Below are 25,205 nucleotides of genomic sequence, written 5' to 3' on the forward strand. Positions count from 1 at the left end.
CGGAGCGGATGTCGGATGTCAGAGGATTTCTAGGAAGCTGTCGTTGCAGAACTTTTCCCCGCTCGTGCCGAGCTTGTCGAAGTATCTTGGAGCCGTCGCGTGAAGGGCGTCGGCACCGACATCGGCACGATCCACTTCGTCGGCATCGGCGGCATCGGCATGTCCGGCATCGCCGAGGTCATGCACAACCTCGGCTACTCGGTGCAGGGCTCCGACATCGCCGAGGGCTACGTGGTCGAGGGCCTGCGCGAGCGCGGGATCAAGGTCATGATCGGTCACGCGGCCGCCAACGTCGAAGGTGCGGCCGTTGTCGTCACGTCTACGGCGGTGAAGCGCGAGAACCCGGAAGTCGTCTACGCGCTCGAACACCGCATCCCCGTGGTCCGACGCGCCGAGATGCTGGCCGAGTTGATGCGCCTCAAGAACACCGTCGCGGTCGCCGGCACCCACGGCAAGACGACGACGACCTCGATGGTCGCGGCCTTGCTCGATGCCGGCGGCGTCGATCCGACCGTCATCAACGGCGGGATCATCAACTCGTACGGTTCCAACGCGCGCCTTGGTGCCTCGGACTGGATGGTGGTGGAAGCCGACGAGAGCGACGGCTCTTTCCTGCGTCTCGACGGCACGATCGCGATCGTCACCAACATCGATCCCGAGCATCTCGACCACTACGGCTCGTTCGACAGGATCAAGGACTCGTTCGTCGAGTTCATCGAGAACGTCCCGTTCTACGGCGCGGCGCTGCTGTGCATCGACCACCCCGAAGTACAGGCGATCATCCCCAAGGTGCGCGACCGCCGCGTGGTGACCTATGGCTTCTCAGCCCAGGCCGACATTCGCGGCGAGAACGTGACTCCGATCCCCGGCGGCAACCGCTTCGACGTGGCGCTGCGCCAGCGCGACGGTTCGTTCCGCCGGATCGAGGGGATCGCCTTGCCGATGCCCGGCCGCCACAACGTCCAGAACGCGCTTGCCGCCGTGGGCGTGGCGGTGGAGATGGGCTGCTCGGATTCGTGCATCCAGACCGGCTTTTCGAAGTTCCGAGGGGTCAAGCGCCGCTTCACCAACGTCGGCGAAGTGGCGCTGGATGGCGGGGTCGTGACGGTGATCGACGACTACGGTCACCACCCGGTCGAAATCCGCGCCGTTCTCGCCGCCGCGCGCGAAGGCGTGAAAGGCCGCGTCATCGCCGTGGTCCAGCCGCACCGCTTCACCCGGTTGCGCGATCACATGGAGGACTTCCAGGGCGCCTTCAACGACGCCGACGTGGTCTATGCGGCGCCCGTCTATCCTGCCGGCGAACAGCCGATCGAGGGCGTAGACAGCGCCGAAATGGTGGCAGGGATGAAGGCGCGCGGACACCGTTCGGCGCAAGTCATCGCCGGGGCCGACGCGCTCGCCGACGCGCTGGCGGGCACGGTGCAGGCTGGCGACATGGTGGTGTGTCTGGGCGCGGGCGACATCACCAAATGGGCGGCCGGGCTTGCCGAGGCTATCAAGGTGCGGAGGGCCGTGTGATCGAGGCCGCCAGCCTTCCCTCTGTACGCGGCAAGCTGACCCCGAACGCCCCGCTGGCGCCGCTCGTCTGGTTCAAGGCGGGCGGCCATGCGCAGTGGCTGTTCGAGCCCAAAGATCTCGCCGACCTCCAGGACTTCCTCGCCGCGCTCGACCCGCAAGTGCCGGTCATGGCGCTGGGCCTGGGGTCCAACATGATCGTGCGCGACGGAGGTGTCGCCGGCGTCGTGATCCGGCTGGGCAAGGCCTTCGCCAAAGTCGCCGCCGATGGCGTCACGCTCGCATGCGGCGGCGGTGCAAGCGGCATCCTGGTGTCTTCCACCGCGCGTGATGCTGGTGTGGCGGGTGTCGAGTTCCTGCGGTCGATCCCCGGCACCGTGGGGGGCTTCGTGCGGATGAACGGCGGCGCCTATGGCGGCGAGGTCGCGGACATCCTGATCGACTGCGACGTGGTGCTGCGCGACGGTTCGCTGGTCACGCTGGCGAACGCCGACCTGGGCTACACCTACCGGCACTCCGAACTGCCCGAAGGCGCGGTCGTCGTCTCTGCCCGCTTCGAGGGCCGCCCCGGCGAACCGGAGGCAATCCAGGCCGAGATGGACCGCATTTCCGCCGCCCGCGAAGCCTCGCAGCCGCTGCGTTCCAAGACCGGCGGCTCGACGTTCAAGAACCCGGATGGCCACAAGGCCTGGCAACTGGTGGACGAAGCCGGCTGCCGTGGCCTCGCCATCGGCGGCGCGCAAGTCAGCGAGAAGCACACCAACTTCCTGCTCAACACCGGCGAGGCGACCAGCACCCAGATCGAGGACCTGGGCGAGGAAGTGCGCCGCCGCGTCAAGGCGCGTTCGGGCGTCGATCTCGAATGGGAAATCCAGCGGGTGGGCCGCAAGCCCGAGGCTGGCAGGCCATGAGCGACCACGACTGGGATCTCACCGACCACGAACAGCAGATCCTCGACAACATCGAGGAATTCGGCTGCCACATCACCGTCGTCTCCCCGCCCGACGAGGACGATGATCTCGACGAGTTCGACGACGGCGAGTTCGACGAGGAGGAAGAGGGCGATTCGCGCTTCGCCTACTCGGTCGGCTTCGCCAAGACCGTCGGGCAGCCCGAAGTGATCGTCTTCGGCTTCTCGACCGAGCTTTCGGCGGCCGTCATCAACGGCGTCCTCGACATGTGCCGCGAAGGCTTCGTGCTGGAGGACTGGAAGGAAATCGACGGCCTGCTCAAGGGCCACCGCTGCGTGCTGCGCGAAGTCGAGCCCGAGTGCCTGGTGCCCTACTATTTCAATTCCGCCATCTGGTATGCCGAGACCGAGATGGAAACCGAGTTCACGCGCGCCATGCAGATCGTCTGGCCCGGCGTCGACGACGGCCTGTTCCCATGGGACAAGGGCTGCTCCGAGGCCGTCCGCGACCTGCAAACCCCTCTTTACAGAACGAGTCTGAATTCATGAGCCTTCCCCTGCTTCACGTTGCGGTCCTGATGGGCGGTTGGTCGAGCGAACGCCCGGTCTCGCTGATGAGCGGCGAGGGCGTGGCCAAGGCTCTGGAGAGCAAGGGCCATAAGGTCACCCGCATCGACATGGACCGCGACGTCGCGCTTAGGCTGTCCGAGGCCAGGCCCGACGTCGTGTTCAACGCGCTTCACGGCACCCCCGGCGAGGATGGCACCGTGCAGGGGATGATGGACCTGATGGGCCTGACCTACACGCACTCGGGCCTCGCCACTTCGGTGATCGCGATCGACAAGGAACTGACCAAGCAGGCGCTGGTCCCCCACGGCATTCCCATGCCCGGGGGGCGCGTGGTGAAGTGCGCCGAGATCCACGAGCGCGATCCGCTGCCGCGCCCCTATGTGTTGAAGCCCGTCAACGAGGGCTCGTCGGTGGGCGTTGCCATCGTCACGCCTGAGGGCAACTACGGCAACCCGATCGCGCGCGACGTGACGGGTCCGTGGCAGGAGTTCGACGAACTGCTGGCTGAACCCTACATCCGCGGTCGCGAACTGACCACGGCCGTGATCGGGGATCGCGCCTTGCTGGTGACGGAACTCAAGCCCAAGTCGGGCTTCTACGACTTTGATTCCAAGTACACCGACGGGCTGACCGAACACGTCTGCCCCGCCGAAATCCCCGACGAAATCGCCCAGGCCTGCAAGGACCTCGCCCTGCGCTCGCACCAGCTCCTCGGCTGCAAGGGCACCAGCCGCGCCGATTTCCGCTGGGACGATACGCAGGGCATCGAAGGCCTGTTCCTGCTCGAGGTCAACACCCAGCCGGGCATGACCCCGCTCAGCCTCGTTCCCGAACAGGCGCGCGCCTGCGGCATGGACTATCCCGAACTGGTCGAGGCGATCATCGCCGAGGCATTGGCCGACGCGCCAAAGGCGACGAAAGCAGGGGCCAAATGAGCCAGACGATCCGGCGCAAGGGCACAACTGCCCGCAAGGCCGCCGCCACGCAGGGGCAGCAGCGCAAAGTGCGCGCGGCCAAGGCGCGGACCGGCTCGGCGCTCGACATGGCCATGGGCTGGCTGCCGTTCAGCGAAGCGCAGTTGCAGAAGATCTTCCTCGTCGCGATCCTTGGCGGAGCGGCGGCGCTGGTCTGCGTGGTCGCCTCGTTCGCGGGGCTGCCGACGCTTGCGGGCAAGCAGATGGCGCTGGTCGCGGGCCAGACCGGCTTCGAGGTCAAGCGCGTCGAAGTGCGCGGCGTCAAGAACATCAACGAGCTGAAGGTCTACGAAAAGGCCCTGGCCGAGCGCGATCGGGCGATGCCGCTGGTCGATATCGAGGGGCTACGGCAGGATTTGCTCGGCCTGTCGTGGGTCAAGGATGCGCGCGTTTCACGCCAGTTGCCCGATACACTCGTGATCGACATCGTCGAGCGCGAGCCCCATGCGGTGCTGCGCAAGGCCGACCGCTTCGTGCTGATCGACGAGACCGGGCATGAACTTGAAGCGATCAACCGCAAGGAAGCGGGCGGCAAGCTGATCGTTTCGGGCCCCGGTGCGGGCCAGCAGGTCATCGCGCTGGGCAAGCTGCTCGAGGCGGCGCCTGCGCTGAAGCCCCGCGTCGCCGAGGCCGAGTGGATCGGCAATCGCCGCTGGAACCTGACTTTCCAGTCGGGCCAGGTCCTCGCACTGCCCGAGGGCGACCGCGAATCCGCCGGCGCGCTGGTGACCTTCGCGCGGCTCGACGGCACCAATCGCCTTCTCGGCGGCAAAGTGACGGCGTTCGACATGCGCGCAAGGGACCGCATCTACTTGCGCGTGCCCGAGCAGGAAGGACAGGAACTCGCGCTCAAGGCCGGATCGGTGCCGCATACGGCGGTCCCGGCCTCCGAGGGCGGCGAAACGGCGGAAGACCAGTGATGGGGGACACCAACTAATGGCGACGCAGCGCATCACTCGCGTCTTCGGCGCGGTCAACATCGGCTCGTTCCGCATCTCGGCCATCGTCGCGGGGATCAACGAGGTGGGCGACATGGTCGTGCTCGGCTCGGGCCACCGCGCCAGCCAGGGCATCAAGCGCGGCTACGTCACCGACATGGCCGCCGCGACGTATGCCGTGCGCGATGCCATCGATCGTGCCGAGAAGATGGCCGACACCGCCGTACAGAAAGTGTGGATCGGCTGCTCGGGAGCAGGGCTCGCCAGCCGCATCGACCAGTTCGATGCCGAAATCGGCGGCCGCCGCATCGAGCAGGAGGACATCGACCAACTCCTGATCTCCGCGCGTGACGTGATCCAGCCGGACGGGCGCATGGTGCTCCATGCCCAGCCCGCACAGTACCGGCTCGACGGTGCCCACGGCGTCGGCAATCCCAAGGGCCTCCACGCCGAGCGCCTCGGCGTGGACATCCACATCATGCTGGCCGACGGCGCCCCGATCCGCAACCTGACCGAGGCGGTGCAGAACGCGCACTTGCAGGTCGAGGCAGTGGTCGGCTCCCCGATCGCGGCGGGTCATGCCGTCCTCTCTCCCGAGGAACGCGACCTTGGCGTGGCGCTCGTCGAGTTCGGCGGCGAAGTCACCAACGTCGCGATCTACGAACAGGGCATGCTCAAGGACATGATGGCGATTCCGATGGGATCGGCCGATATCACCGACGCCATCGCCTCGGCGTTCGGCATCCGCCGCTTCCAGGCCGAGCGGCTGAAATGCGTCAACGGCTCGGCCATCGCCAACCCCACCGACCATCGCGAGATGATCCCCGTCAACGCGCCGGGCGAGGAAGGCACCGGCCCGATCGCCCGCCACGCCGACGACAAGAACCGCATCCCGCGCGCCGAGCTGATCGGCGTCATCACCGGCCAGCTCGGCTCGCTGATGGAGGAGATCAACAAGGCGCTCAAGACGATGCGTTTCACTGGCCAGCGGGGCAAGCAGGTGGTCTTCACCGGCGGCGGCGCTGAGCTGGTGGGGCTGGCGGACTACGCCCAGGCGGCGATCGGCAAGCCGGTGCGCATCGGGCGCATCCCGCACCTGTCGGGCCTCGCCGAGGCACATGTGAAGCCGGGCTTCTCGACGCTGGCGGGACTGGTGCTCTACGCGGCGGCCGATCCGGTCGACATTCGGGCGCTCGGGCGCGGGCACACCCGGACGGTAAAGATGGGCGGCATGGGCATGGTCGGGCGCGTCTACCAGGCGCTGCGCGAGTATTTCTGAGGTTCGGTCGGAACGGATGCAGCCAGGCACGCACCATAGACGGGGTTGCCCCGAACTTGGTTCAGGCTCGATCGCGCGGCCGGTCCGGCGCCATGACGCAGCAAGCCACGCGGGCGGATGGCGAACCGACGCTTGGGTGGCAACTGCGCGACGGACCGTGAAACCAGTTCAGAGTGACGGGGTGGGAAATACCTGTCGGAACGGCCCGAGAAACAACGCACCGGCACCGCCAAAGCCCAACCGTGCAAACCGGACGACGGGCGTAGCGCAAAGTGGCGGAAATGGCGGCTTTGGCTGTGGACAAAGGTTTATGATGCTTTGCTTCGATAACTCGAAGCATGCCATCAGACGAGTCAATATATTTTCTTCGCGCACGCGGCTGCCAGGAGAGCGAAATGAGCATTAACATCGGACCCCCGGCGATCGAAGAACTTCGTCCGCGCATCGTCGTCATCGGCGTCGGCGGCGCTGGCGGCAACGCCATCGCCAACATGATCCAGGCCCAGATCGAGGGCGTGGACTTCGTCGTCGCCAATACCGACGCGCAGGCGTTGAACAATTCCATCGCGGAAACGCGCATCCAGCTCGGCCCGGACATCACCCAGGGTCTCGGCGCGGGCGCCCGTCCCGAAGTGGGTCGTGCCGCGGCGGAAGAGACGCTCGAGGAACTGGAGCGCCTGCTCGACGGCGTCCACATGGTCTTCATCGCCGCCGGCATGGGCGGCGGCACCGGCACCGGTGCGGCGCCGATCATCGCCGAGGCGGCGCGCGCAAAGGGCGTGCTGACGGTGGGCGTGGTTTCCAAGCCCTTCATGTTCGAAGGCACGCGCCGTATGCGCGCTGCCGACGCCGGGATCGAGGAGCTGCAGAAGCACGTCGACACCCTGATCGTCATCCCGAACCAGAACCTGTTCCTCGTCGCCAAGGCCGAGACCACCTTCAAGGAAGCCTTCTCGCTCGCCGACGAAGTGCTCCAGCAGGGCGTGCGCTCGATCACCGACCTGATGATCATGCCCGGCCTCATCAACCTCGACTTCGCGGACGTTCGCTCGGTCATGGGCGAAATGGGCAAGGCGATGATGGGCACCGGCGAGGGCGAAGGCCAGAACCGCGCCCTGGAAGCCGCGGAGCGGGCGATCGCCAATCCGCTGCTCGACGGCGTGTCGATGCAGGGTGCCAAGGGCGTCATCATCTCGATCATCGGCGGCGACGACATGAAGCTGCTCGAAGTCGACGAGGCTGCGAACCACATCCGCGAACTGGTCGACCCCGACGCCAACATCATCTGGGGGTCGGCGTTCAACCCGGACCTGCAGGGCAAGATCCGTGTCTCGGTCGTCGCCACCGGCATCGAGCAGACGACGGAAATGGCCGAGATCGCCTCGCGTCCGATGAACCTTGGCTCCTCGCGCGGCCCGGTGCGCCCGGCGCTGCAGATGCCTTCCTCGGCTTCGTACCAGCCCGCTCCCGCTCCGGCCCCTGCGCCGGTCCCGCAGGTCGAACCTGCACCGTTGGACGCTTACGAGCCGACGTCCGAGCTGGAACTCGGCGCTGCGGACGAGGCTGCCGAACAGCCCGCCGCCGGCAGCTACGGCGGCCCGTCGGGCTTGCGTGGCGGATACAGCGAACCGCTGGACCTCGGCCTCGAAGCCCAGGCGGAGCCCGAGCCGGCACCCGCGCCGGTTGCCCGGCCGCGCGTGCAGGACGAGCTTCGCCTCGATGGCGGCCAGGCGCAGCCGGTCGCCCAGGCCCCCGTCCCGCCGCGTCCCAAGCCCGCCACGGGCGGCAGCACCCTGTTCGAGCGCATGACCAGCCTGTCGCGTCCACGTCCCGGTGCGGCCGAACCGGTCGGTGAGGACGACGACGCCGCGTCCATCAGCATCCCCCGCTTCCTGGGTCGGCAGAACAACCAATAAGGCGTTGTTGCCGACGGAGCGGGCATTGTCCGCTGCGTCGGCCGTCGCCACTGTGGTCCCGCGGTTCGTGATCCTTGCGCAGGCGGGGCGGATCAGCGCGCGGCGCCGGGGCCGTGCTCGCGCGCCGATGACGGGGGCCAATCGAGCCTCTTACCAGGATCGGGCGTCCCGCGTTCGCTTGAGGTTCATCGGTCCGGTGCCATGGGCGCGCGAAAGGCCCAACGGGTGGGTCGACAGGGATGACGAAGGACGTGCGGTTGGATCACTTGGTTTCGCGGTTGTTGTCCGGAGCAGCTCTGGCCGGCGTGCTGATCGGGACGTCCCCTGCTTTCGCACAAGGCGCTCCGGTGGTGTCGCGTCCGGTCGTCCAGTCGTTGCCCAGCGCCGACAGCAAGCGCCTCAACGCTGCACTCGCGACGATCGGTCGTAACCCGCGTGACGTCGCTGCGCTGATCGAGGCGGGCGATTCGGCCCGCGCGTTGCAGGACTATGCCGCGGCCATCGGTTTCTATCGCCGCGCCGACGAGGCGAGCCCCGGCAATGCCCGGGTCAAGGCGGGGCTGGCCAGCGCCTTCGTGCTCAGCGGCGATCCGGTGAGCGCCATTCCCTTGTTCGACGCGGCCGACCTGGCCGGGGCGACACCTTCGCTGATCTCCGCCGACCGGGGTCTGGCCTACGACCTCGTCGGCGACAATGCCTCGGCGCAGCGCTACTATGCGATGGCGCTGCCGTCGCTGTCGGGCGCTGCGGCGGACGAGTTGCGCACGCGGCTCGCGGTCAGTCAGGCGATCGGCGGGCAGGGCGACGAGGCATACAGGACCCTGCTGCCGCTGCTCAACAAGCAGGACAAGCCGGGCTGGCGGACCCGTGCCTTCACGCTGGCGATCGCAGGCCAGACCGCCGAGGCGGTCGACGTCGCCCAGAAGATCCTGCCCGCCCAGCTTGCCCAGAATATCGCGCCGTATCTGCGGTACATGCCGCGACTGACACGGGCGCAGCAGGCCGCGGCGGCAAACCTCGGCCGTTTCCCGCGTGCGTCGGAAGTGGGCCGCGACGATGCCCGCATCGCCGCCTATGCCCCGCCCCGTGCGAGCGCCGCGGGCAATGGCCTGATCCCCAAGGGCGAGCCGTTCGGCACGGGAGGCACCAAGCTCGCGAAGGCGGGCGCGGCCAAGCCGGGCAGGGCCGTCAAGACGCCGCCTTATGCGCGCCCCGCCAAGGCGGACGGGGCTCAGCCGAGCCTTGCGACCTCGCGTACTACCACGCTGGCGGCAGCGGACCCCGACCGGGTGGCCCCGCCCGAAGTCAATCCGACGATCGAGCGGGATACCGGCGAACTGCCGCCCATCGGTAGCGCGAATGGAGGGTCAAGGGTGGAACTGCCGTCGGCAGTGGCCGCTCCCAGACCGGTACTCGCGCCCGATTCCGGCCCCGTACAAGCACCTGCTCCGGTTCCCGCGCGCGTCGCCCAGGCGAGCCCGTCTCCCGTTTCGAAGGCGCCCGTCGCGAAGGCCCCGGCGCCCGGTTTCGACCTCGCGCGGATGTCCGCGACGCAGCCGTCGCCGTCGGCGCCTGTGCCGCCCTCGCCGGCGCCCCTCACGCCATCGCCTGCCCCCGCAGCGCCGTCGCCCGCAACCGCTGCCGTGGCCGCTCCGCGGGTTGCCGCTCCGGCGCAGCCTTCGCTTGCCGACATCTTCGCGGACCTCGGCAAGCCGACCGCGGCGGCCGTGCCGGTGCCGGGCGCGGTCGACATCCGCATGATTACGCCGGCGCCGCCGCCTTCGCGCGTGCCGCCCAAGTCGGAACTGGCGAAGCCGGAACCCCTCAAGGTAGCCGAGGCCGAGCCGGCCGACGGGAAGGCGAACGTCGATCCCAAGGCTGCCACCACCAGGACCAAGGACGCCAAGGCCAAGGATGCCAAGACCAAGGCGGCGGAGGCCAAGGCGGCCGCCGATGCCAAGGCCAAGGCGAAGAAGCCGGCCCCTCCCGCGCATCCCAGCCGTATCTGGGTTCAGGTCGGAGTCGGGCGCGACAAGGCGGCGATCGCCTTCGATTGGCGGCGCTACAATCGCGAGGCGCCTGCTCTGTTCAAGGGCCGGCAACCTTACGTGAGCGAGATGGGGCGCACCAACCGCGTCCTCATCGGCCCTTTCGCGACGCAGAAGGCGGCGAGCGCTTTCCTTGCGGATGCCAGGAAGCAAGGCTTCTCCGATGCGCTGCCGTGGACGAGCCCTGCAGGCCAGGTCGTGGATGCGCTGTCGGCCAAGTAGTGCCTTGCGGGCGGCGCGATGGTCGCCCGGCTTGCCTTGTGTTAAACGGGGTTCGTTCTTATCCACACGCTGTGAACAGGCTTGTGCAGTTATGCGCAGGCGATCATCCATGGCGGATTGTGCTTTCCCGCCCGCAGGAAGCATCCATGCACCGTATTCGCGGAGGGTTGATGTCACAGATTATGAGGACCGTTCAGGACGATATCGACCGTGACGACGACGAGGCCGCTCCCGTGGAGATGCTGGCCTCGCTGTTCGAGGCGCGCGACTGGCCCTTCGAGTATTCCGGCGAGGACGAGATCTCGGCGGAAGTGAAGGGCGCCTGGGCCAGCTACCAGCTTCAGGCGATCTGGCGTCCCGAGGACCGCGTGCTGCAGTTGCTGTGCCTGCCCGACATCCGCATCGCCGAAGCCAAGCGCGCCGCCGTCCACGAAGCGCTGGCGCTCATCAACGAGCAACTCTGGCTCGGCCATTTCGACGTCTGGTCGAACGGCGGCGTGGTGCTCTACCGCCACGGGCTGATGCTCGGCCCCGACGGGCTGCTCGGCCCCGGGCAGGCGCAGATGGTGGTGGAAGCCGCGATCGAGGAATGCGACCGCTTCTATCCCGTGTTCCAGTTCATCCTGTGGGGCGACAAGACCCCTGCAGAAGCGCTCACCGCCGCGATGGTGGACGCCGCCGGAGAGGCCTGAGGGCGTTCAATCAATCAGGGTCCCCGGTTCGGCACGGCCTGGGATACGTGGAGTTGACGCGTTTTCGTTCTTGGCAGCACAGCGAAGCAACCCAAGGCGGGGCCACGTCCCCCGGGAATGCTTGGCTGCGCTCGCAACGACGGTTCAACGTATAAGGCATGCCGGTTCGGGGGCGAGCAGGCGGGGCGTGCGGGTTGGTCTTGGCACGCCCCGCCCGCTCGCCTAAGCCGCGCGCCGAGAATTGCGCGAGGACAATGCACATGGACCGGTTTCAGAACATCCTGCTCGTAGGCTGCGGCAACATGGCCGGGGCGATGCTCGCCGGGTGGCTGGCGGGCGGCATTCCCGCGACGCGCTTCACCGTGGTCGACCCGTATCGCGATGCCGTACCCGAGGGTGTCACCCTGCTGCGCGGACTGCCGGCCGAGGGACGCTTCGACGCCATCCTGCTCGGCGTGAAGCCGCAGGGCCTCGACGACGTGGCGCCGCAGCTCGCTCCGCTCGCCGGGCGGCAGGCGGTGCTGTTCTCGATCCTCGCGGGCGTCGAGTTCGAAAGCCTCGCGGCGCGCTTCCCCGAGGCCGGCGGGCTGGTGCGGATCATGCCCAACCTGGCGGCGGCCATCGGCAAGTCGCCGGTCGCGCTCGACGCCCGTGGTCTGGACGAGACCGGCCGCGCCGCCGTGACCGCGCTCATGACCCCGCTCGGCACGCCCGAGTGGCTGGCCGGCGAGCACTTGTTCGACGCGGTCACCGCATTGGCGGGCTGCGGTCCGGCATTCGTCTACCGCTTCATCGATTCGCTGGCCGCCGGCGGGGCCGCGCTCGGTCTCGAGGAAGGCCAGTCGCAGCGCCTGGCGCTCGCCATGGTCGAGGGGGCGGCGCGGCTCGCCGGGGCGTCCGCGTTCTCGCCGGGCGAACTGGCCGACAAGGTGGCTAGCCCGGGTGGCTCGACGCGGGCGGGCATGAACGTGCTGGACGCGGGCGGGGCGCTCGCCGCGGTGGTCGCCGATGCCATGGCAGCCTCGCGCGACCGCAACGCCGAAATGGCAGCGGAAGCCCGCCGCGGCTGACGAAAGCCGCTTATACACTTTGTCACAATTCGCCGGTTCCGGTTTTCCTTGAAACTTGGAGGGTGCGGGGCGATATTCCCCTCGTGCGGGTCCGCATTGTGCTGTGACCCGCGAAAGGGAGTTAGAAATGGCGAATTGGAACGACCCCCAGCCCCGCACGGGCTTCGGTGCGTCTCCGAGCCTAGACGGGCGCACCGCCGGCCGGACCACCTATGATGCCGGGCTGCGGCGGCATATGCTGTCGATCTACAACTACATGGCCTCGGGCGTGCTGCTTTCGGGCATCGTCGCCTTCGTATTCGCGAACTACGGCCTGGCGCAGGCGATGGTGGGCAGCCCGATCAAGTGGCTGGTCATGCTTGCCCCGCTCGGCTTCGTCTTTGCGATCAGCGGCGGCGCCCAGCGTTTCAGCGAATCCACCCTCAAGGTGCTCTACTGGGGCTTTGCGGCGGTGATGGGCATGTCGCTCTCGACGATCTTCCTGATTTACACCAGCTCGTCGATCGCAACCACGTTCTTCGCGACGGCGGCCGCCTTCGCGGGCCTGAGCCTCTACGGCTACACCACGAAGAAGGACCTGTCGGGCTTCGGCACCTTCCTCATCATGGGCGTGGTCGGCATCCTGATCGCGTCGCTGGTCAACATCTTCGTCGGTTCGACGGTGCTCCAGCTTGCGATTTCGGTGCTGGGCGTGCTGATCTTCGCGGGCCTCACCGCCTACGACACGCAGATGCTCAAGAACCAGTATTTCCAGCTTCGCGGCACCAACTTCGTGGGCAAGGCCGTGATCCTGGGCGCGCTCAGCCTGTACCTGGACTTCATCAACATGTTCCAGTTCCTGCTGAGCTTCCTGGGTCAGAGGGACTGAGCCTCACGCGACGATGACGATCGGATCTGTGCACTAATGATCGCACCGGAACGGAGGTAATTTCCTCCTAAGCGATTAATCCACAGTGCAGATTCGGATAGCCATGATGCCCGGTGCGTTTCGTCGCACCGGGCATTTGCTTTATCGGCTTGCAACGCTAGACCTTGGCTCCTGTTTTGGAGAGTTTTGCGTGAACTACGGTATGGACATGAGGGCAAGCGAACAGGGCATGCGTCGCCGCCTGTCGCTGCTGGCCGGCTCGGCAGTCGCCGTGGCGCTCGCGACGCTGGCGGGCTGCGCCAAGCCGCCGCCACCCCCGCCACCGCCGCCCCCGGTCGTCGTCATCCCGCCGATGCCCACCCCGCCGATGGGCGCGCCGCTGGAGATGACGGTTCCGGCCGTGACGGCTGACGGGCAGCGCCGCACGGTGAACTACGGCATCTCCACCTCGCAGGCGATATGGAACCTGCGGTCCGGCTACAACGTGGCGGCGCTCAACTGCGTCGAACCGCAGTTCACTCCGATCCTCGACGGCTACAAGCGCTTCCTCAAGACTTACGACAAGTCGCTGGACAAGGCGTCGAAGGAGATCGACCGCAGCTTCCAGAGCCAGCACAAGGGCCGCGCTGCGATCGTCGCACGCGAAACGTACCAGACGCAGGTCTACAACTTCTTCTCGCTGCCCCCCGTCGACGCCGGCTTCTGCCGCGCCGCGATGGAGCTGAGCGTCGAGCTGATGACGGTCGAGCCCAGCCAGTTCGAGGCCTATTCGTACCAGGGCCTCGCTCGGCTGGAAGCGCCGTTCAAGGAGTTCTTCGCCGCGTACGAGCAGTACCGCGCCGACCTGGCCGCCTGGCAGTCGCGCTATGGTTCGGGCGGGCTCATCACGGTGCGCCCCACTGCCGAGCAGACCTTGGCGCAGCCGGCCGTAAAGGCGCCGACGCTGCCTCAGGTGTCGAGCCAGTAACGCCCGGGCATGGCGCGGATTCGTCCGGCCATGCATTTTTGCCCTTTTCCGGGGCGGTTCTCTTCGCTAAGGGAGCGCTCCCGATGCGGCTCCGTGCCGCGGAAGGCATGATACTGGAACGGGGCCGTAGCTCAGCTGGGAGAGCGCGTCGTTCGCAATGACGAGGTCAGGGGTTCGATCCCCCTCGGCTCCACCAGTATTTTGACATTCTAGGCATGTCCGGGAACGCCCGGGCATCACCCGGCCCGAGACACGGCCGGGTTTTTTGTTTATCTGCGGCAGGTGGCGCATACGGGACGGTCAAGGTCCCGGCGGCCGGGACCGGTCGCAACAGGGGCGCCGCAGCAGCGCCGAAAGCGATCAGGACCCATGCATTTTCTCGACCAGGCCAAAATCTACATCCGTTCGGGCGGCGGCGGCCCCGGTGCCGTCAGCTTCCGGCGTGAGATGTACGTCGAATACGGCGGCCCCGACGGCGGCAACGGCGGCAAGGGCGGCGACATCATCTTCGAGGCGGTGCCGGGGCTCAACACCCTGATCGACTTCCGCTACACCCAGCACTTCAAGGCCCCGCGCGGCGGTCACGGCATGGGCCAGAACCGCAATGGCGCGGCCGGCAAGGACCTTGTCATCAAGGTGCCGATCGGCACCCAGGTCATCGCCGACGACGAGGACCGCGACACCGTGCTGCTCGACCTGACGCAGGCCGGCCAGCGGGTCGTCTTCATGGAAGGCGGCATGGGTGGCCGCGGCAACGCCAGCTACAAGACCAGCACGAACCGCGCGCCGCGCCAGCACCAGCCGGGTATCCCGCCTGTCGAACAGTGGGTGTGGCTGCGGCTCAAGCTGCTCGCCGACGTCGGGCTCGTCGGCATGCCCAATGCGGGCAAGTCGACCTTCATCAACAAGCTGTCGAACGCCAAGGCCAAGGTCGGCGACTATGCTTTCACCACGTTGCGTCCGCAGCTTGGCGTCGTCACCCACAAGCACCGCGAGTTCGTCGTCGCCGACATTCCCGGCCTGATCGCCGGCGCCGCCGAAGGCGCGGGCGTGGGCGACCGCTTCCTGGGTCACATCGAGCGTTGCCGCGTCCTCGTTCACCTGATCGACATTTCCAATGCCGATCCGGTCGAGGCGATGCAGATCGTCGAGGAGGAACTGGAAGCCTACAGCGAAGAACTGTCGGACAAGCCGCGTCTGGTGGCGCTCAACAAGGTCGACCTCGTCGACGACGAGCTGGCGGCGGGCTATGCCAAGCTGCTGCTCAAGGCCGGCGCCGACGAGGTGTTCCCGATCTCGGGCGCCACCGGCAAGGGCATGAACAGGCTGCTCGACGCGATCATCGACTACTTGCCCGCCTCCACCGTGACCGAGCGTCCGCAAGGCGCGCGCGAGGAAGTCGACGACACGCCCTGGTCGCCCATCTGAGGCTTGCGTCCTCCCGGACTTGATGCGGGACCGCCAGCGGTCTCCAGGCGCGACTTCGCGTCGGGCCGCCCTGGCGAGCGCTGTAGCCTCGAGCGCTGCCCACGGTCCCGGGTCAAGCCCGGGACGACGGGACAGTCTCACCCGTTCTCTCGCCGGGCCCGTCCGCGCAAGCTGACGCTTTCCTACCCTCGGCGATTACCCTAGAGGCTGGCGCTCCATGCCTATCACCCGACTCTCCGACCTCTCCGACACCGCCCTGTCTCCCCGCCTGGTCATCAAGGTGGGCTCGGCGCTGCTCGTCGGGCCCGAAGGCGTGCGCCGTTCGTGGATCACCCAGTTGGTGGCCGAGATCGCCGAGGCGCGCGCGCGCGGGCAGGACGTGATCGTCGTGTCCTCGGGCGCTATCGCGCTGGGTGCGGCGACGCTGGGGCTGGAGAAGGGCGGGCGCGGGAGCCTGGCGGATGCGCAGGCCGCCGCGGCGGTCGGGCAGATCGCGCTGTCGGGGCTGTGGGCGCAGTTGCTGGACGACCACGGCCTTACCGCCGCGCAGATGCTGCTGACGCTCGAGGACCTCGAGGACCGCCGCCGTTATCTCAACGTCACCGCCACGCTGACCCGCCTGCTCGATGCTGGCGCGGTGCCGGTCATCAACGAAAACGATTCGGTCGCGACCCAGGAAATCCGCTTCGGCGACAACGACCGCCTTGCCGCCCGCGTGGCGCAGGCGGCGCGGGCCAGTGCGGTGGTGCTGCTCTCCGATATCGACGGCCTCTACGACCGCCACCCCAAGCTGCCCGGCGCGACGCTGATCTCGATGGTCGAAGGCGTGTCGCGCGAAATCCACGCGATGGCGAGCACCGAATCGAATTCCGGCATGGGCTCGGGCGGCATGGTCTCCAAGCTCCAGGCCGCCGAGATCGCCGAACTGGCGGGCATCTGCCTGGTCATCGGCAACGGCCAGCACGACCGCCCGCTGGAGCGGATCGTCGGCCGCGAAATCGGTACGCTGTTCACGCCGGGGGACCGGAAGGCCGGCGCGCGCAAGGCCTGGCTGGGCGGGCGGCTGCGGCTCAAGGGCGAGCTGCTGGTCGACGACGGCGCCGCCGCCGCGCTGCGCCGGGGCTCCAGTCTGCTCGCCAAGGGCATCACCGCGGTCGAAGGCGTGTTCGGGCGCGGCGACCCGGTCGCCATCGTCGACGGCAAGGGCCATGTCCTGGCCCACGGCCTGTCCGAATACGATGCTGCCGAATGCGCTGCGATCGTTGGCCTGCATTCGAGCGAGCAGGAACGTGTGCTCGGCTATGCGCCGCGCTCCTCGGTGGTCCACCGCGACCAGATGGTGCTGAAGTGAAGCGCGTGGACCGTCCGATCGTCGCCCTGACCGGGGCGACCGGTTTCGTCGGCCAGTCGGTGCTCGATGCCGCGCTGGATGCGGGCTATGCCGTGCGCGCGCTGACCCGGCGGACCCAGCCCGAGCGCGGCGGGGTGGATTGGGTCGGTGGGGACCTTGGCAACATCGCGGCGCTGTCCGAGCTGATGCAGGGCGTGGAAGGGGTGATCCACGTTGCCGGCGTGGTCAATGCACCCGACGTCGCCGGGTTCGAGGAAGGCAACGTCACCGGCACCCTCAACGTGATCGAGGCGGCGATCGGCGCCGGCGTGCGGCGGTTCGTGCAGGTCTCCTCGCTTTCCGCGCGCGAGCCCGAACTGTCGGCCTACGGTGCCTCCAAGGCCAAGGCCGAGAAGTTCCTCATGGCAAGCCCGCTCGACTGGACGATCGTGCGTCCGCCGGCGATCTACGGTCCGCGCGACAAGGAGATGTTCGAGCTGTTCCGCGCCGCGCGCTGGGGCGTGATGCCGATGCCCAAGGAGGGCCGCGCCTCGATGATCCACGTCGAGGATCTGGCCCGTCTGCTGGTCGCGCTCGTACCCGGCGATGGCGAAGTGATCGGCGGCGTCAGTGGCCGCATCTTCGAGCCGGACGACGGCAAGCCGCAAGGCTGGGACCATTACGAGACGGCGCTGGCGATCGGCTGGGCCCTGGGCAAGCGCCCGCGCGTGATCGGCCTGTCGCACGCCATGCTCAATCGCGTGGCGCGCCTGGACAATTTTTTGCGCGGTACGCGCGCAAAAATGACGCTCGACCGGGCTGCCTATTTCAGCCATCCGGACTGGGTGGTCTCGCCCGAGGCCGCGGTTCCCGCCATGCTCTGGCAGCCGCGTATCGAGACGCGCGAAGGCCTCAAGGCCACCGCGCAATGGTATCGCGAGCAGAAGTGGCTCTGACGATAAGGGTTTTGCACGAATGAAGGGCCTGCTCGCGCGGTTGAACATCGATCCCTATCTGCTGCTGCTCGTCGGCACGGTCGGCCTGGCTTCGATACTTCCGGCACGCGGGATCTGGGCGGACATAGCCGGCGGTATCGCCGACGCGGCGATCGCCCTGCTTTTCTTCCTCCACGGCGCCAAGCTCTCGCGCGAGGCGGTGATCGACGGGGCGAAGGCCTGGAAGCTGCACCTGACCGTGGCCGCCGTCACCTTCGTGCTGTTCCCGCTTGTCGGCCTCGGCGTGCGGGCGATCCCCGGGCTTGAACCTTCGCTGGCCACCGGCGTGCTGTTCCTGACCCTGTTGCCCTCGACCGTACAGTCTTCGATCGCCTTCACCGCGATCGCGGGCGGCAATGTCGCGGCGGCGGTGTGCAGCGCTTCGTTCTCGAACCTGGCGGGCATCTTCATCACCCCGGTGCTGACCGCGCTGCTCATCACCGGGCAGAGCCAGGGCTTCTCTACCGACCCGATCATCGACATTTCCGTGCAACTGCTGCTGCCGTTCCTGGCCGGCCATTTCCTGCGCCCGTGGATCGGCGGTTTCGTGGCGCGCCACAAGCCGGTGCTGGGCTACGTCGATCGCGGCTCGATCCTGCTGGTGGTCTACACCGCCTTCGGCGCGGCGGTGATCGAGGGGCTGTGGCAGAAGGTGACGCTGGGCGAGCTTGGGCTCATCGCGCTGATCTCGATCGGGGTGCTGGCGATCGTCATGGTCGCCGCGACGATGACGGGCAGGGCGCTGGGCTTTGCGCGCGAGGACCGGATCGTGCTGCTGTTCTGCGGCTCGAAGAAGAGCCTGGCGACGGGCGTGCCGCTGGCCGGCGTGCTGTTCCCGGCAGCGCAAGTGGGTGCGATCATCCTGCCGCTGATGTTCTTCCACCAGATCCAGTTGATGGTCTGCGCCGTGCTGGCGCGGCGCTTTGCTGCGCAGAATGAAAAGGCGGTCGCCGTCAACGCGGTGTGATCCGCCGGCTGGACGCCCCGGCGCCCGCTGGACAGAATTATTCCTGCCCTTCGCTCGACACGAACGAAGGGCGTGACCTTGCCCCCTCGTCATTGCGAGCTTTGGAGATCGAGGAAAGCGTTCGAGATGCCATCGAGCCCTCCGCGATCAACGCCTGGGCGATGGGCGCTCTCTGGTCTAAATAGATAGTGCATACTATCAATTGTGCCGCGACCGGAGAGGCACCATGCAGATCGAACCCACCATCCTGTCCTACCTGACCGACCTCGAAGGCGCGGTAGGCAACCTCCGGCACACCTGGCGGCCGGACGATCCCGCCTATCGCGCCGACGTCTATCGCCAGACCATGGCGAGCCTGTCCTATTCCTACTTCATGTACTTCCATGCCGATGCCGAGCATCCCGACTGGGCGCCGCTGTGGAACCCGGTCTACACGCTTCAGCCCAACCCCGACGACATCTACGTCCAGTCCCCGATCCGCGGCGACCTGACCTACCGCGTCTCGGGCAACCGGGGCACCTGCCGGATCCTTTCCTTCACGACCCAGGCGGCGCTGTCGGGCACGGTGGACGAGATGCCGCGCCCCAACGGCCACAACGAGCTGGACACCAACGACCTCGGCATCGGCCTTGGCGAGGATTTCTCGATCGTCTTCAGCGCCCGGCGTCCCGAAGGCTACGACGGCCACTGGGCGCCGCTCGATCCGTCCGCGCGGGGCATGTTCACCCGCTATCGCATGTACGACTGGGAGGCCGAGATCGACCCGGTGCTGTCGATCGAATGCCTCGATCCCGTCGGGCCGAAACCGCGCCTGTCGCCCGAGGAGATCCTGCGCCGTCTCACCGAGATGGCGCGGCTGCCCCGGCGCAAGACCGACCTTTACTATCCGATGCAGAACGGGGTGAAGGAGCGGGTGGGCTTCAACGTCTTCGAGCCGGTCCGTTATCCCGGCGCGCTGGTGAAGCAGACCTACTGGCCCGCCTGCTTCCAACTGGAGGCAGACGAGGCACTGGTGATCGAGACCGAGATCCCGGCGCGCGCGCCTTACTGGAACGTCCAGCTCAACGACCCGTACTTCAACGCGCTCGAATACGTTCATCGCCTGGGCAGCACCAACGGGGCGATGGCGCGGCTGTCGAGCGACGGGAAATACCGCGGCGTCATCGCGCTTACCGATCCCGGCGTGCCCAACTGGCTCGATCCGGCCGGCTATACCGAGGGCGGCATCTACGGCCGCTGGTACGACTGCGACAGCGAGCCGTTGCCCACGATCACCCGCGTCAAGCTGGCCGACCTGCGCGCGCACCTGCCCGCCGATACGCCGGTCGTCGGCCCCGAGGAACGCGCCGAGGAAATCCGCGGCCGCGTCGTCGCGTGCCAGCGGCGGCGGCGGTGGTGACGGCGGAGTCCGACCCATGGACCTGAGCTACGATCCGCCCCCGGCCTTCCGCCATGCGCTCGACCATGTGCACGCGGTGGTCGCCGCCGAAACGGGCTTCGACGACTTCGGCCCGCGCGACTACGTTCCCGGGCTCATGACGCTGTTGCAGTCGATGGACTACGACCCCCGGTTTTCGGATCAGGGCCGCCGCGCCGCCTGGGGAACGGTGGTGGGCGTGCTGCGGGGCCGGGCGCAGGCCATCGCGGCGATGAAGGCCAACGCCGGCTTCGATGCGCGCCCGGTGCTCTCGCCCGTGGTCATCACCGGGGTGCCGCGCACGGGCACGACCGCTCTGCACCGCCTGCTGGCGGTCGATCCCCGCTTCCAGGGGCTGCAGACCTGGCTGCTCGACAGTCCGATGCCGCGCCCGCCGGTCCGGGACTGGGGCGACAACCCGGCCTATCGCCGGACCATGACCGCGCTGGAGGCGCAATACGCCGCCTTGCCCGGCGCCAGGGCCGCGCATTTCCGCGCCGCCGAGGAAGTCCACGAATGCTGCATGGTGCTGCGCCAGTCGTTCGTCTCGAACTTGTGGTCGTGTGGCTGGTCGGCGGCGACGTACGATGCCTGGTGGCAGTGCCAGGACGAAGGGCCGGCCTACGCGCACTTCGCGCGGTGCGTGCAACTGATCGGCATGAACGAGCCCGACAGGCGCTGGCTGCTCAAGAATCCCGGGCACATCGAGCATCTCGACCTGCTCCTCGCCGTGTTTCCCGATGCGCGGGTGATCCAGACCCACCGCGATCCGGGCAAGGCCCTGCCGAGCCTGGTCTCGCTGCTGATGAACATGAACGGGCTGATGGAGCCCGATCGCACCGAGCAGCGCGCCGCGACCCTGCTGCGCCGCGAGGTCGCCAAGTGGGCCCGTGCGGCCGACAAGGCGGAGGCGGTCAAGGCGCGCCACCCCGGGCAGGTGCTCGACGTCGTCCATGCCGACTTCCACGCGGCACCGATGGCGACGGTCGAGGCGATCTACCGTTTCATCGGCATGGAGATCCCGGAAGACACGCGCGCCGCGCTCGCTCTGCGGATCGCTGAGAGGCCGGAACTCAGCCGGGGCGTCCACCGCTATGACATCGCCGACTACGGCATGACCGTGGAGGAGGCGCGCGCGCCGTTCGCGGACTATATCGACCGCTACGGTCTGTTGGAGGGCAGGGCATGAAGGCGGCGATCTATCCTGGGCAAGGCCGGCCCATCGTCATCGAGGACATTGCCGATCCGGTCCCGGGCCCCGACGACCTGCTCATCCGCGTCGCGCGCTGCGGCATCTGCGGCACGGACCTTTCGATGACGCGGGGCAGCGCCTGGGACTTCGGGGCGGGCGTGCAGTTCGGCCACGAATATGCCGGGACGGTGGTGGAAGCGGGCCGCAACGTGTCCGGCTGGAAGGCGGGCGATCGGCTCGCGGTGTTGCCATCCGCCGCCTGCGGGCGCTGCGAGACTTGCCGGACCCACGGCAACAACGTGCTGTGCCGCGAAAGTCCTGGCAAGGTCGCGGCCGGATTCGCTGAACTGGCGAGGGTTCCGGTGAGCGTGGCGACGCGCCTGCCACAGACACTCTCGATGGCCGACGGCGCGCTGATCGAGCCGTTGGCCGTCAGCCTCTACGGCACCCAGATGGCGCATATCCGCGCAGGCGAACGGGTGCTGGTGCTGGGCGGCGGGACGGTGGCGCTTTACGCGATCTACTGGGCGCGGCGGCTGGGCGCCGGGCGCGTCGTTGCGATGTCGCGCTCCCCGCGCCGGCGGGACTTGTGCCTCGGGATGGGGGCCGACGCTTTCGTCGCGTTCGGCGACAACGAGGCCGGCGAGGTGATCGAGACGCTCGGCGGGGCGCCGCAAGTGGTGCTCGAATGCGTCGGCGCGGAAGGGATGCTGGGCAGGGCCGTGCGCCATGTGGCGCCTTTCGGTCGGATCGTCAGCCTCGGTTTCTGCACTTCTCCCGACCCGGTGATCCCTGCGACGGCAAGCTACAAGTGCGTATCGATGCACTTCGCGGTGGGCTATTCGATGCGCGAGTTCCTCGCCATCGCGCGGATGCTGGACCGGGACCACATCCAGGGCGGCGGGCATCCCGATCCCAAGGCGATCGTCACCGGCAATATCGGGCTGCTCGATCTGCCGGCGATGTTCGAGACCTTGCGCGGGCCCAACGCCGAGACGAAAGTGCACGTCCGCTGCAACGGGGGCTGAGGCCCTCGCCTATCATGCCGGCAAGGCTTCCCCCGCCGCCTTCCTCAGCATCAGCAGCAGCAGCGAGCCGACCAGCACCGAGGTCCCGGTAATCACCAGGAACGTGTCGAAGCTGCCGGTGCGTGCCATCGTCAGGCTGAGCAGCGCCGCGCCCGATGCGGCGGCCAGCGAGCATACTCCCGTCAGCAGTCCCAGCACGCTCGAATAGATCGCCGGGCGGAAATGCCGCGCGACGAGGAAGGCGAGGATGTCGCCCTCGGCGCCGACCGCGAAACCCAGGCTGAAGATCGCCGCCGTCACCACGCCCGGCGCGTCGTAGCTGGTCGCCAGCACGTAGAGCCCGATGCCCGGCAGGCCCAGCGTGAAGAACGAGACCACGTTGGGCGCGAAGCGGTCGAGCGCGACGCCGGTGATGAATCGGCCAAGCAGCATCCCCAGCGCCAGGGCGGTGAACATGATCGAGGCGCCTTCGCCCGTCACCCCGTTGTCGAGCACCAGCATCTTGAGCTGCACCAGGATCAGCGTCAGCGGCAGGTTGCACAAGTACATCGAGGCGAAGAGAATCCAGAACGCCGGCTCGCGGAAGACTTCTGGATAGTCGTCGCGGGCGCGTCGCTTGGGGGCGACGGCGGCAAGGGCGAGGGTCCGGCCGGTCGCGGGGATCAAGAGGAACGTGACGACGCCGGTGAGCGCGACGAACAGCGCCAGCGCGCGATAGGTCGCGACCCAGCCGTGGCCCTCGACGAAGTGGTTGAGCACAGGGCCTCCCACGGCGCTGAACAGGGCCGGCCCGCAGGCGACGATCGCCAGCGCGAGGCCGCGGGCATGGACCACGTGCTGCACCACGAGGCGGGTGTAGACGGTGGCGGTAGTGGTCACGCAGACCACGCTCTGGAAGATGAAGACGCCCAGGTAGATGCCGAAGGAGCCGCCGTTCAGGCTGTAGGCCAGGAACGCGAGCGGCATCGCGACGATGCCGATCAGCGCGGTCAGCTTGACGCCCAGCACGTCGGCGAGGCGGCCGATGAAGGGCATCGCCAGCGCGGTCAGCAGGCCGAGCGTGCCGACCATCGCGAAGTCGGACTTCGACCAGCCGGCATCGGCGACCAGGGTGGGAGCGATGGCGCTGGTGACCGTCCCGATGATCGACATGCCGGTGCCCATGCCCAGGGTCGCCGCCAGCAGCGGGCGCCAGGCGGCAGCGATTTCCGTTAGATAGCGCAAGGTCAGGTCTCTCCCGGGAGGGTCTTCTCCCTTTGCGCGGACCTTGCCACCCGCGCGCGCGCGGCAAAAGCGCGACACCTTCGGACATCGGCCTTTTCAGGGTGGCGCGGGCCGAAATCGCCGGAGCGTTGCGGGCCGGCTCCGGAGACGGGGTGCCGGGTTATCCAGGGTGGTGAATCGCATGGTAGCAAACGCCTCGTCATCGCGGCGTGAGCGGAAGCGCCCCGCCGACATTTGCGCGGCGGCCGCCATGGCAGGGCGCCTTGACCATGGGAAAATGGCGAGAAACTTTCCGGATCGGCGCGGCTGGTTTCCGCCTGTCTATGGGAATCCCCGAGGGGGGCATGAGAAGCCTGTGCAACGACCTCTTGGTAAACGAGCGCCATGAGCAACGTTCACCACACCCGCACGCTTTCGTGCCTTCGCCCGCTTGTCGCAGGGGTCGTCCTTGCCGCAGGTTTCGCCTTCGCTCCCCAGGCTGCCCTGGCGGCAACGGTGACCGACACCATCGCCGTGACGGCGACAGTGCAGGCCACCTGCACCGTCGTGGCCAGCCCGCTGGCCTTCGGGACCTACAACCCGATCTCGTCGTCGAACCTCGACGCGACGACGACGCTCAACGTCACCTGCACGCAGGGCACTGCCTACAACGTCGGCCTCAGCGCCGGCGGCGGCACCGGCGCGACCACGACCGTGCGCAAGCTCACCAGCAGCGGCCACACGCTGAACTACGCACTCTACCAGGACACCACCCGCTCGACCAACTGGGGGAACACCATCGGGACCGACACCGTCCCCGGGACTGCCGGCACTTCCGCCACCGTCTACACCGTCTACGGCCGGATCCCCGGCAGCCAGAACACCACTGCCGGCGCCTATACCGACTCCGTCACCGTCACGGTCACCTACTGAGATGGCCACCCGGCGCGCATCGGTCCTGGCCGCGGCCGTGCTCGCGCTCGTTGCCCTGTCCGGCGCCCTGGGCGCCGCACCGGCGCGGGCCGGCTCGCTCAGCGTGATGCCGGTGCGCGTCGACGTGGCCGCCGGCCGTCGCTTCTGCTCGCTCACGCTGGGCAACGATTCCGCCCAGCCGGTGACGGTGCAGGTGCGCGCCTTCGCCTGGAGCCGCGAGGAGAGCGGCGCCGACATCCTCGATCCCGACAATGCCTTCGTCCTCAACCCCGCGATCGCCACGATCGCGCCGGGCGCCAGCAAGCTGGTGCGCTGCAGCCTGCCCGTCGCCGCCCCGGCGGGGCAGGCGGAACAGCAGTGGCGCCTGATCGTCGACCAGCTTCCCGATCCGGACTTCGACGTGCCCGGCACGGTGCAGACGCTGCTGCGTATCTCGATCCCCGTCTTCCGCGCGCCCGATCGCGCCGCGCCGCGCCTGGTGGCCTCGTTCGCGGGCAAGTCGCTGCGCCTCGCCAACGTCGGCACCGCGCACGTCAAGGTGCTCGCGGTACGGCTCGAAGGTATCGGTGGCGAGACCGTCACCATCGAGCGGTCCTTTTATCTGCTCGCGGGCGGCGCGCAGGTCCTCCCCGTCGAGCGCCTTCCAGGCGGTGCCCAGGCCATGCATGTGCGGGCCGAGGAAGGCGAGTTCGACGTCGCCCTCGACCCTGCCGCCGCACTCGTGAAGTAATGGGGCCGGC

General features: G+C 68.0%; 22 protein-coding genes and 1 tRNA gene. 22 read left to right on the plus strand and 1 reads right to left on the minus strand.

The genetic code is table 11. The features are described 5' to 3' along the window. Positions 1-99 precede the first annotated feature (99 nt). The 20 genes from murC (at position 100) to ACFFDA_RS26940 (ending at position 22,329) form a co-directional block, all read left to right on the plus strand. Positions 100-1,521 carry a UDP-N-acetylmuramate--L-alanine ligase gene (gene murC / locus ACFFDA_RS26845; protein WP_404480310.1) on the plus strand — a complete coding sequence of 474 codons (1,422 nt, stop codon included), beginning with the start codon at positions 100-102 and terminating at the stop codon, positions 1,519-1,521. After that, on the plus strand, positions 1,473-2,429 hold the full coding sequence (gene murB, locus ACFFDA_RS26850; RefSeq protein WP_404480311.1) for a UDP-N-acetylmuramate dehydrogenase: 957 nt from the start codon (positions 1,473-1,475) through the stop codon (positions 2,427-2,429). The genes murC and murB overlap by 49 nt, the downstream gene beginning before the upstream one ends. Beyond that, the gene (locus tag ACFFDA_RS26855) at positions 2,426-2,977 is read left to right on the plus strand and encodes a DUF4262 domain-containing protein (RefSeq protein WP_404480312.1); all 552 of its coding nucleotides are present in this window, start codon (positions 2,426-2,428) and stop codon (positions 2,975-2,977) included. Before murB ends, ACFFDA_RS26855 begins: the two co-directional genes overlap by 4 nt. Further along, positions 2,974-3,933, plus strand: a complete 960-nt coding sequence (locus tag ACFFDA_RS26860) for a D-alanine--D-alanine ligase (protein ID WP_404480313.1) — start codon at positions 2,974-2,976, stop codon at positions 3,931-3,933. The genes ACFFDA_RS26855 and ACFFDA_RS26860 overlap by 4 nt, the downstream gene beginning before the upstream one ends. Further along, positions 3,930-4,892 carry a cell division protein FtsQ/DivIB gene (locus ACFFDA_RS26865; protein ID WP_404480314.1) on the plus strand — a complete coding sequence of 321 codons (963 nt, stop codon included), beginning with the start codon at positions 3,930-3,932 and terminating at the stop codon, positions 4,890-4,892. The genes ACFFDA_RS26860 and ACFFDA_RS26865 overlap by 4 nt, the downstream gene beginning before the upstream one ends. A 16-nt stretch (positions 4,893-4,908) precedes the next feature. Further along, complete coding sequence (gene ftsA, locus ACFFDA_RS26870; protein ID WP_404480315.1) at positions 4,909-6,189, plus strand: cell division protein FtsA; 1,281 nt, start codon at positions 4,909-4,911, stop codon at positions 6,187-6,189. A 395-nt stretch (positions 6,190-6,584) separates the two neighbouring features. After that, positions 6,585-8,105 (plus strand): cell division protein FtsZ, encoded by a 1,521-nt coding sequence (gene ftsZ, locus ACFFDA_RS26875; RefSeq protein WP_404480316.1) that lies wholly within the window; start codon positions 6,585-6,587, stop codon positions 8,103-8,105. A 239-nt stretch (positions 8,106-8,344) separates the two neighbouring features. Continuing rightward, positions 8,345-10,375 carry an SPOR domain-containing protein gene (locus ACFFDA_RS26880; RefSeq protein ID WP_404480317.1) on the plus strand — a complete coding sequence of 677 codons (2,031 nt, stop codon included), beginning with the start codon at positions 8,345-8,347 and terminating at the stop codon, positions 10,373-10,375. 170 nt (positions 10,376-10,545) lie between these two features. Then, positions 10,546-11,067 (plus strand): YbjN domain-containing protein, encoded by a 522-nt coding sequence (locus ACFFDA_RS26885; protein ID WP_404480318.1) that lies wholly within the window; start codon positions 10,546-10,548, stop codon positions 11,065-11,067. A gap of 260 nt (positions 11,068-11,327) precedes the next feature. Continuing rightward, positions 11,328-12,137 (plus strand): pyrroline-5-carboxylate reductase family protein, encoded by an 810-nt coding sequence (locus ACFFDA_RS26890; RefSeq protein WP_404480319.1) that lies wholly within the window; start codon positions 11,328-11,330, stop codon positions 12,135-12,137. A gap of 127 nt (positions 12,138-12,264) precedes the next feature. Beyond that, positions 12,265-13,005, plus strand: coding sequence for a Bax inhibitor-1/YccA family protein (locus tag ACFFDA_RS26895; protein ID WP_404480320.1), 741 nt, complete (start codon positions 12,265-12,267; stop codon positions 13,003-13,005). Positions 13,006-13,195: 190 nt separating this feature from the next. After that, positions 13,196-13,972: a hypothetical protein gene (locus tag ACFFDA_RS26900; protein ID WP_404480321.1), complete on the plus strand. Its 777-nt coding sequence runs from the start codon at positions 13,196-13,198 to the stop codon at positions 13,970-13,972. Between the two features lie 120 nt (positions 13,973-14,092). After that, positions 14,093-14,168, plus strand: a tRNA-Ala gene (locus ACFFDA_RS26905). A 173-nt stretch (positions 14,169-14,341) separates the two neighbouring features. After that, a complete protein-coding gene (obgE, locus tag ACFFDA_RS26910; RefSeq protein WP_404480322.1) occupies positions 14,342-15,400 on the plus strand; it encodes a GTPase ObgE in 1,059 nt (352 codons plus the stop codon). A 217-nt stretch (positions 15,401-15,617) separates the two neighbouring features. After that, complete coding sequence (gene proB / locus ACFFDA_RS26915) at positions 15,618-16,751, plus strand: glutamate 5-kinase (RefSeq protein ID WP_404480323.1); 1,134 nt, start codon at positions 15,618-15,620, stop codon at positions 16,749-16,751. Further along, positions 16,748-17,686: an NAD-dependent epimerase/dehydratase family protein gene (locus tag ACFFDA_RS26920; protein WP_404480324.1), complete on the plus strand. Its 939-nt coding sequence runs from the start codon at positions 16,748-16,750 to the stop codon at positions 17,684-17,686. Before proB ends, ACFFDA_RS26920 begins: the two co-directional genes overlap by 4 nt. A 19-nt stretch (positions 17,687-17,705) precedes the next feature. Continuing rightward, on the plus strand, positions 17,706-18,692 hold the full coding sequence (locus tag ACFFDA_RS26925; RefSeq protein WP_404480325.1) for a bile acid:sodium symporter family protein: 987 nt from the start codon (positions 17,706-17,708) through the stop codon (positions 18,690-18,692). A gap of 226 nt (positions 18,693-18,918) precedes the next feature. Continuing rightward, entirely contained in the window at positions 18,919-20,091 is a 1,173-nt protein-coding gene (locus ACFFDA_RS26930; protein ID WP_404480326.1) for a hypothetical protein, read from the plus strand. A gap of 16 nt (positions 20,092-20,107) precedes the next feature. Then, positions 20,108-21,298, plus strand: a complete 1,191-nt coding sequence (locus ACFFDA_RS26935; RefSeq protein WP_404480327.1) for a sulfotransferase family protein — start codon at positions 20,108-20,110, stop codon at positions 21,296-21,298. Then, on the plus strand, positions 21,295-22,329 hold the full coding sequence (locus ACFFDA_RS26940; RefSeq protein WP_404480328.1) for an alcohol dehydrogenase catalytic domain-containing protein: 1,035 nt from the start codon (positions 21,295-21,297) through the stop codon (positions 22,327-22,329). The genes ACFFDA_RS26935 and ACFFDA_RS26940 overlap by 4 nt, the downstream gene beginning before the upstream one ends. Before the next feature lie 12 nt (positions 22,330-22,341). On the opposite strand, the gene ACFFDA_RS26945 is transcribed toward ACFFDA_RS26940, so the two are convergent. Further along, positions 22,342-23,553: an MFS transporter gene (locus tag ACFFDA_RS26945; protein WP_404480329.1), complete on the minus strand. Its 1,212-nt coding sequence runs from the start codon at positions 23,551-23,553 to the stop codon at positions 22,342-22,344. A 384-nt stretch (positions 23,554-23,937) separates the two neighbouring features. Here ACFFDA_RS26945 and ACFFDA_RS26950 point away from each other — a divergent pair, with 384 nt between their 5' ends. Both ACFFDA_RS26950 and ACFFDA_RS26955 read left to right on the plus strand, forming a co-directional pair. Next, positions 23,938-24,465 carry a spore coat U domain-containing protein gene (locus tag ACFFDA_RS26950; RefSeq protein WP_404480330.1) on the plus strand — a complete coding sequence of 176 codons (528 nt, stop codon included), beginning with the start codon at positions 23,938-23,940 and terminating at the stop codon, positions 24,463-24,465. Between the two features lies 1 nt (position 24,466). Next, positions 24,467-25,195, plus strand: coding sequence for a molecular chaperone (locus tag ACFFDA_RS26955; protein ID WP_404480331.1), 729 nt, complete (start codon positions 24,467-24,469; stop codon positions 25,193-25,195). Positions 25,196-25,205 lie beyond the last annotated feature (10 nt).

It is taken from the genome of Novosphingobium sp. BL-52-GroH (assembly GCF_044813085.1).
Classification (GTDB): domain Bacteria; phylum Pseudomonadota; class Alphaproteobacteria; order Sphingomonadales; family Sphingomonadaceae; genus Novosphingobium.

Excerpts from the sequence above, each read along its gene's own strand:
- obgE (WP_404480322.1), top strand. The coding sequence starts at position 14,342 with ATGCATTTTCTCGACCAGGCCAAAATCTACATCCGTTCGGGCGGCGGC.
- ACFFDA_RS26865 (WP_404480314.1), top strand. The coding sequence starts at position 3,930 with ATGAGCCAGACGATCCGGCGCAAGGGCACAACTGCCCGCAAGGCCGCC.
- ACFFDA_RS26940 (WP_404480328.1), top strand. The coding sequence starts at position 21,295 with ATGAAGGCGGCGATCTATCCTGGGCAAGGCCGGCCCATCGTCATCGAG.
- proB (WP_404480323.1), top strand. The coding sequence starts at position 15,618 with ATGCCTATCACCCGACTCTCCGACCTCTCCGACACCGCCCTGTCTCCC.
- ACFFDA_RS26930 (WP_404480326.1), top strand. The coding sequence starts at position 18,919 with ATGCAGATCGAACCCACCATCCTGTCCTACCTGACCGACCTCGAAGGC.
- ACFFDA_RS26955 (WP_404480331.1), top strand. The coding sequence starts at position 24,467 with ATGGCCACCCGGCGCGCATCGGTCCTGGCCGCGGCCGTGCTCGCGCTC.
- ACFFDA_RS26950 (WP_404480330.1), top strand. The coding sequence starts at position 23,938 with ATGAGCAACGTTCACCACACCCGCACGCTTTCGTGCCTTCGCCCGCTT.
- ACFFDA_RS26880 (WP_404480317.1), top strand. The coding sequence starts at position 8,345 with ATGACGAAGGACGTGCGGTTGGATCACTTGGTTTCGCGGTTGTTGTCC.
- ACFFDA_RS26895 (WP_404480320.1), top strand. The coding sequence starts at position 12,265 with ATGGCGAATTGGAACGACCCCCAGCCCCGCACGGGCTTCGGTGCGTCT.
- murB (WP_404480311.1), top strand. The coding sequence starts at position 1,473 with ATGGGCGGCCGGGCTTGCCGAGGCTATCAAGGTGCGGAGGGCCGTGTG.
- ftsA (WP_404480315.1), top strand. The coding sequence starts at position 4,909 with ATGGCGACGCAGCGCATCACTCGCGTCTTCGGCGCGGTCAACATCGGC.
- ACFFDA_RS26890 (WP_404480319.1), top strand. The coding sequence starts at position 11,328 with ATGGACCGGTTTCAGAACATCCTGCTCGTAGGCTGCGGCAACATGGCC.
- ACFFDA_RS26860 (WP_404480313.1), top strand. The coding sequence starts at position 2,974 with ATGAGCCTTCCCCTGCTTCACGTTGCGGTCCTGATGGGCGGTTGGTCG.
- ACFFDA_RS26925 (WP_404480325.1), top strand. The coding sequence starts at position 17,706 with ATGAAGGGCCTGCTCGCGCGGTTGAACATCGATCCCTATCTGCTGCTG.
- ACFFDA_RS26855 (WP_404480312.1), top strand. The coding sequence starts at position 2,426 with ATGAGCGACCACGACTGGGATCTCACCGACCACGAACAGCAGATCCTC.
- ACFFDA_RS26935 (WP_404480327.1), top strand. The coding sequence starts at position 20,108 with ATGGACCTGAGCTACGATCCGCCCCCGGCCTTCCGCCATGCGCTCGAC.
- ACFFDA_RS26885 (WP_404480318.1), top strand. The coding sequence starts at position 10,546 with ATGTCACAGATTATGAGGACCGTTCAGGACGATATCGACCGTGACGAC.
- ftsZ (WP_404480316.1), top strand. The coding sequence starts at position 6,585 with ATGAGCATTAACATCGGACCCCCGGCGATCGAAGAACTTCGTCCGCGC.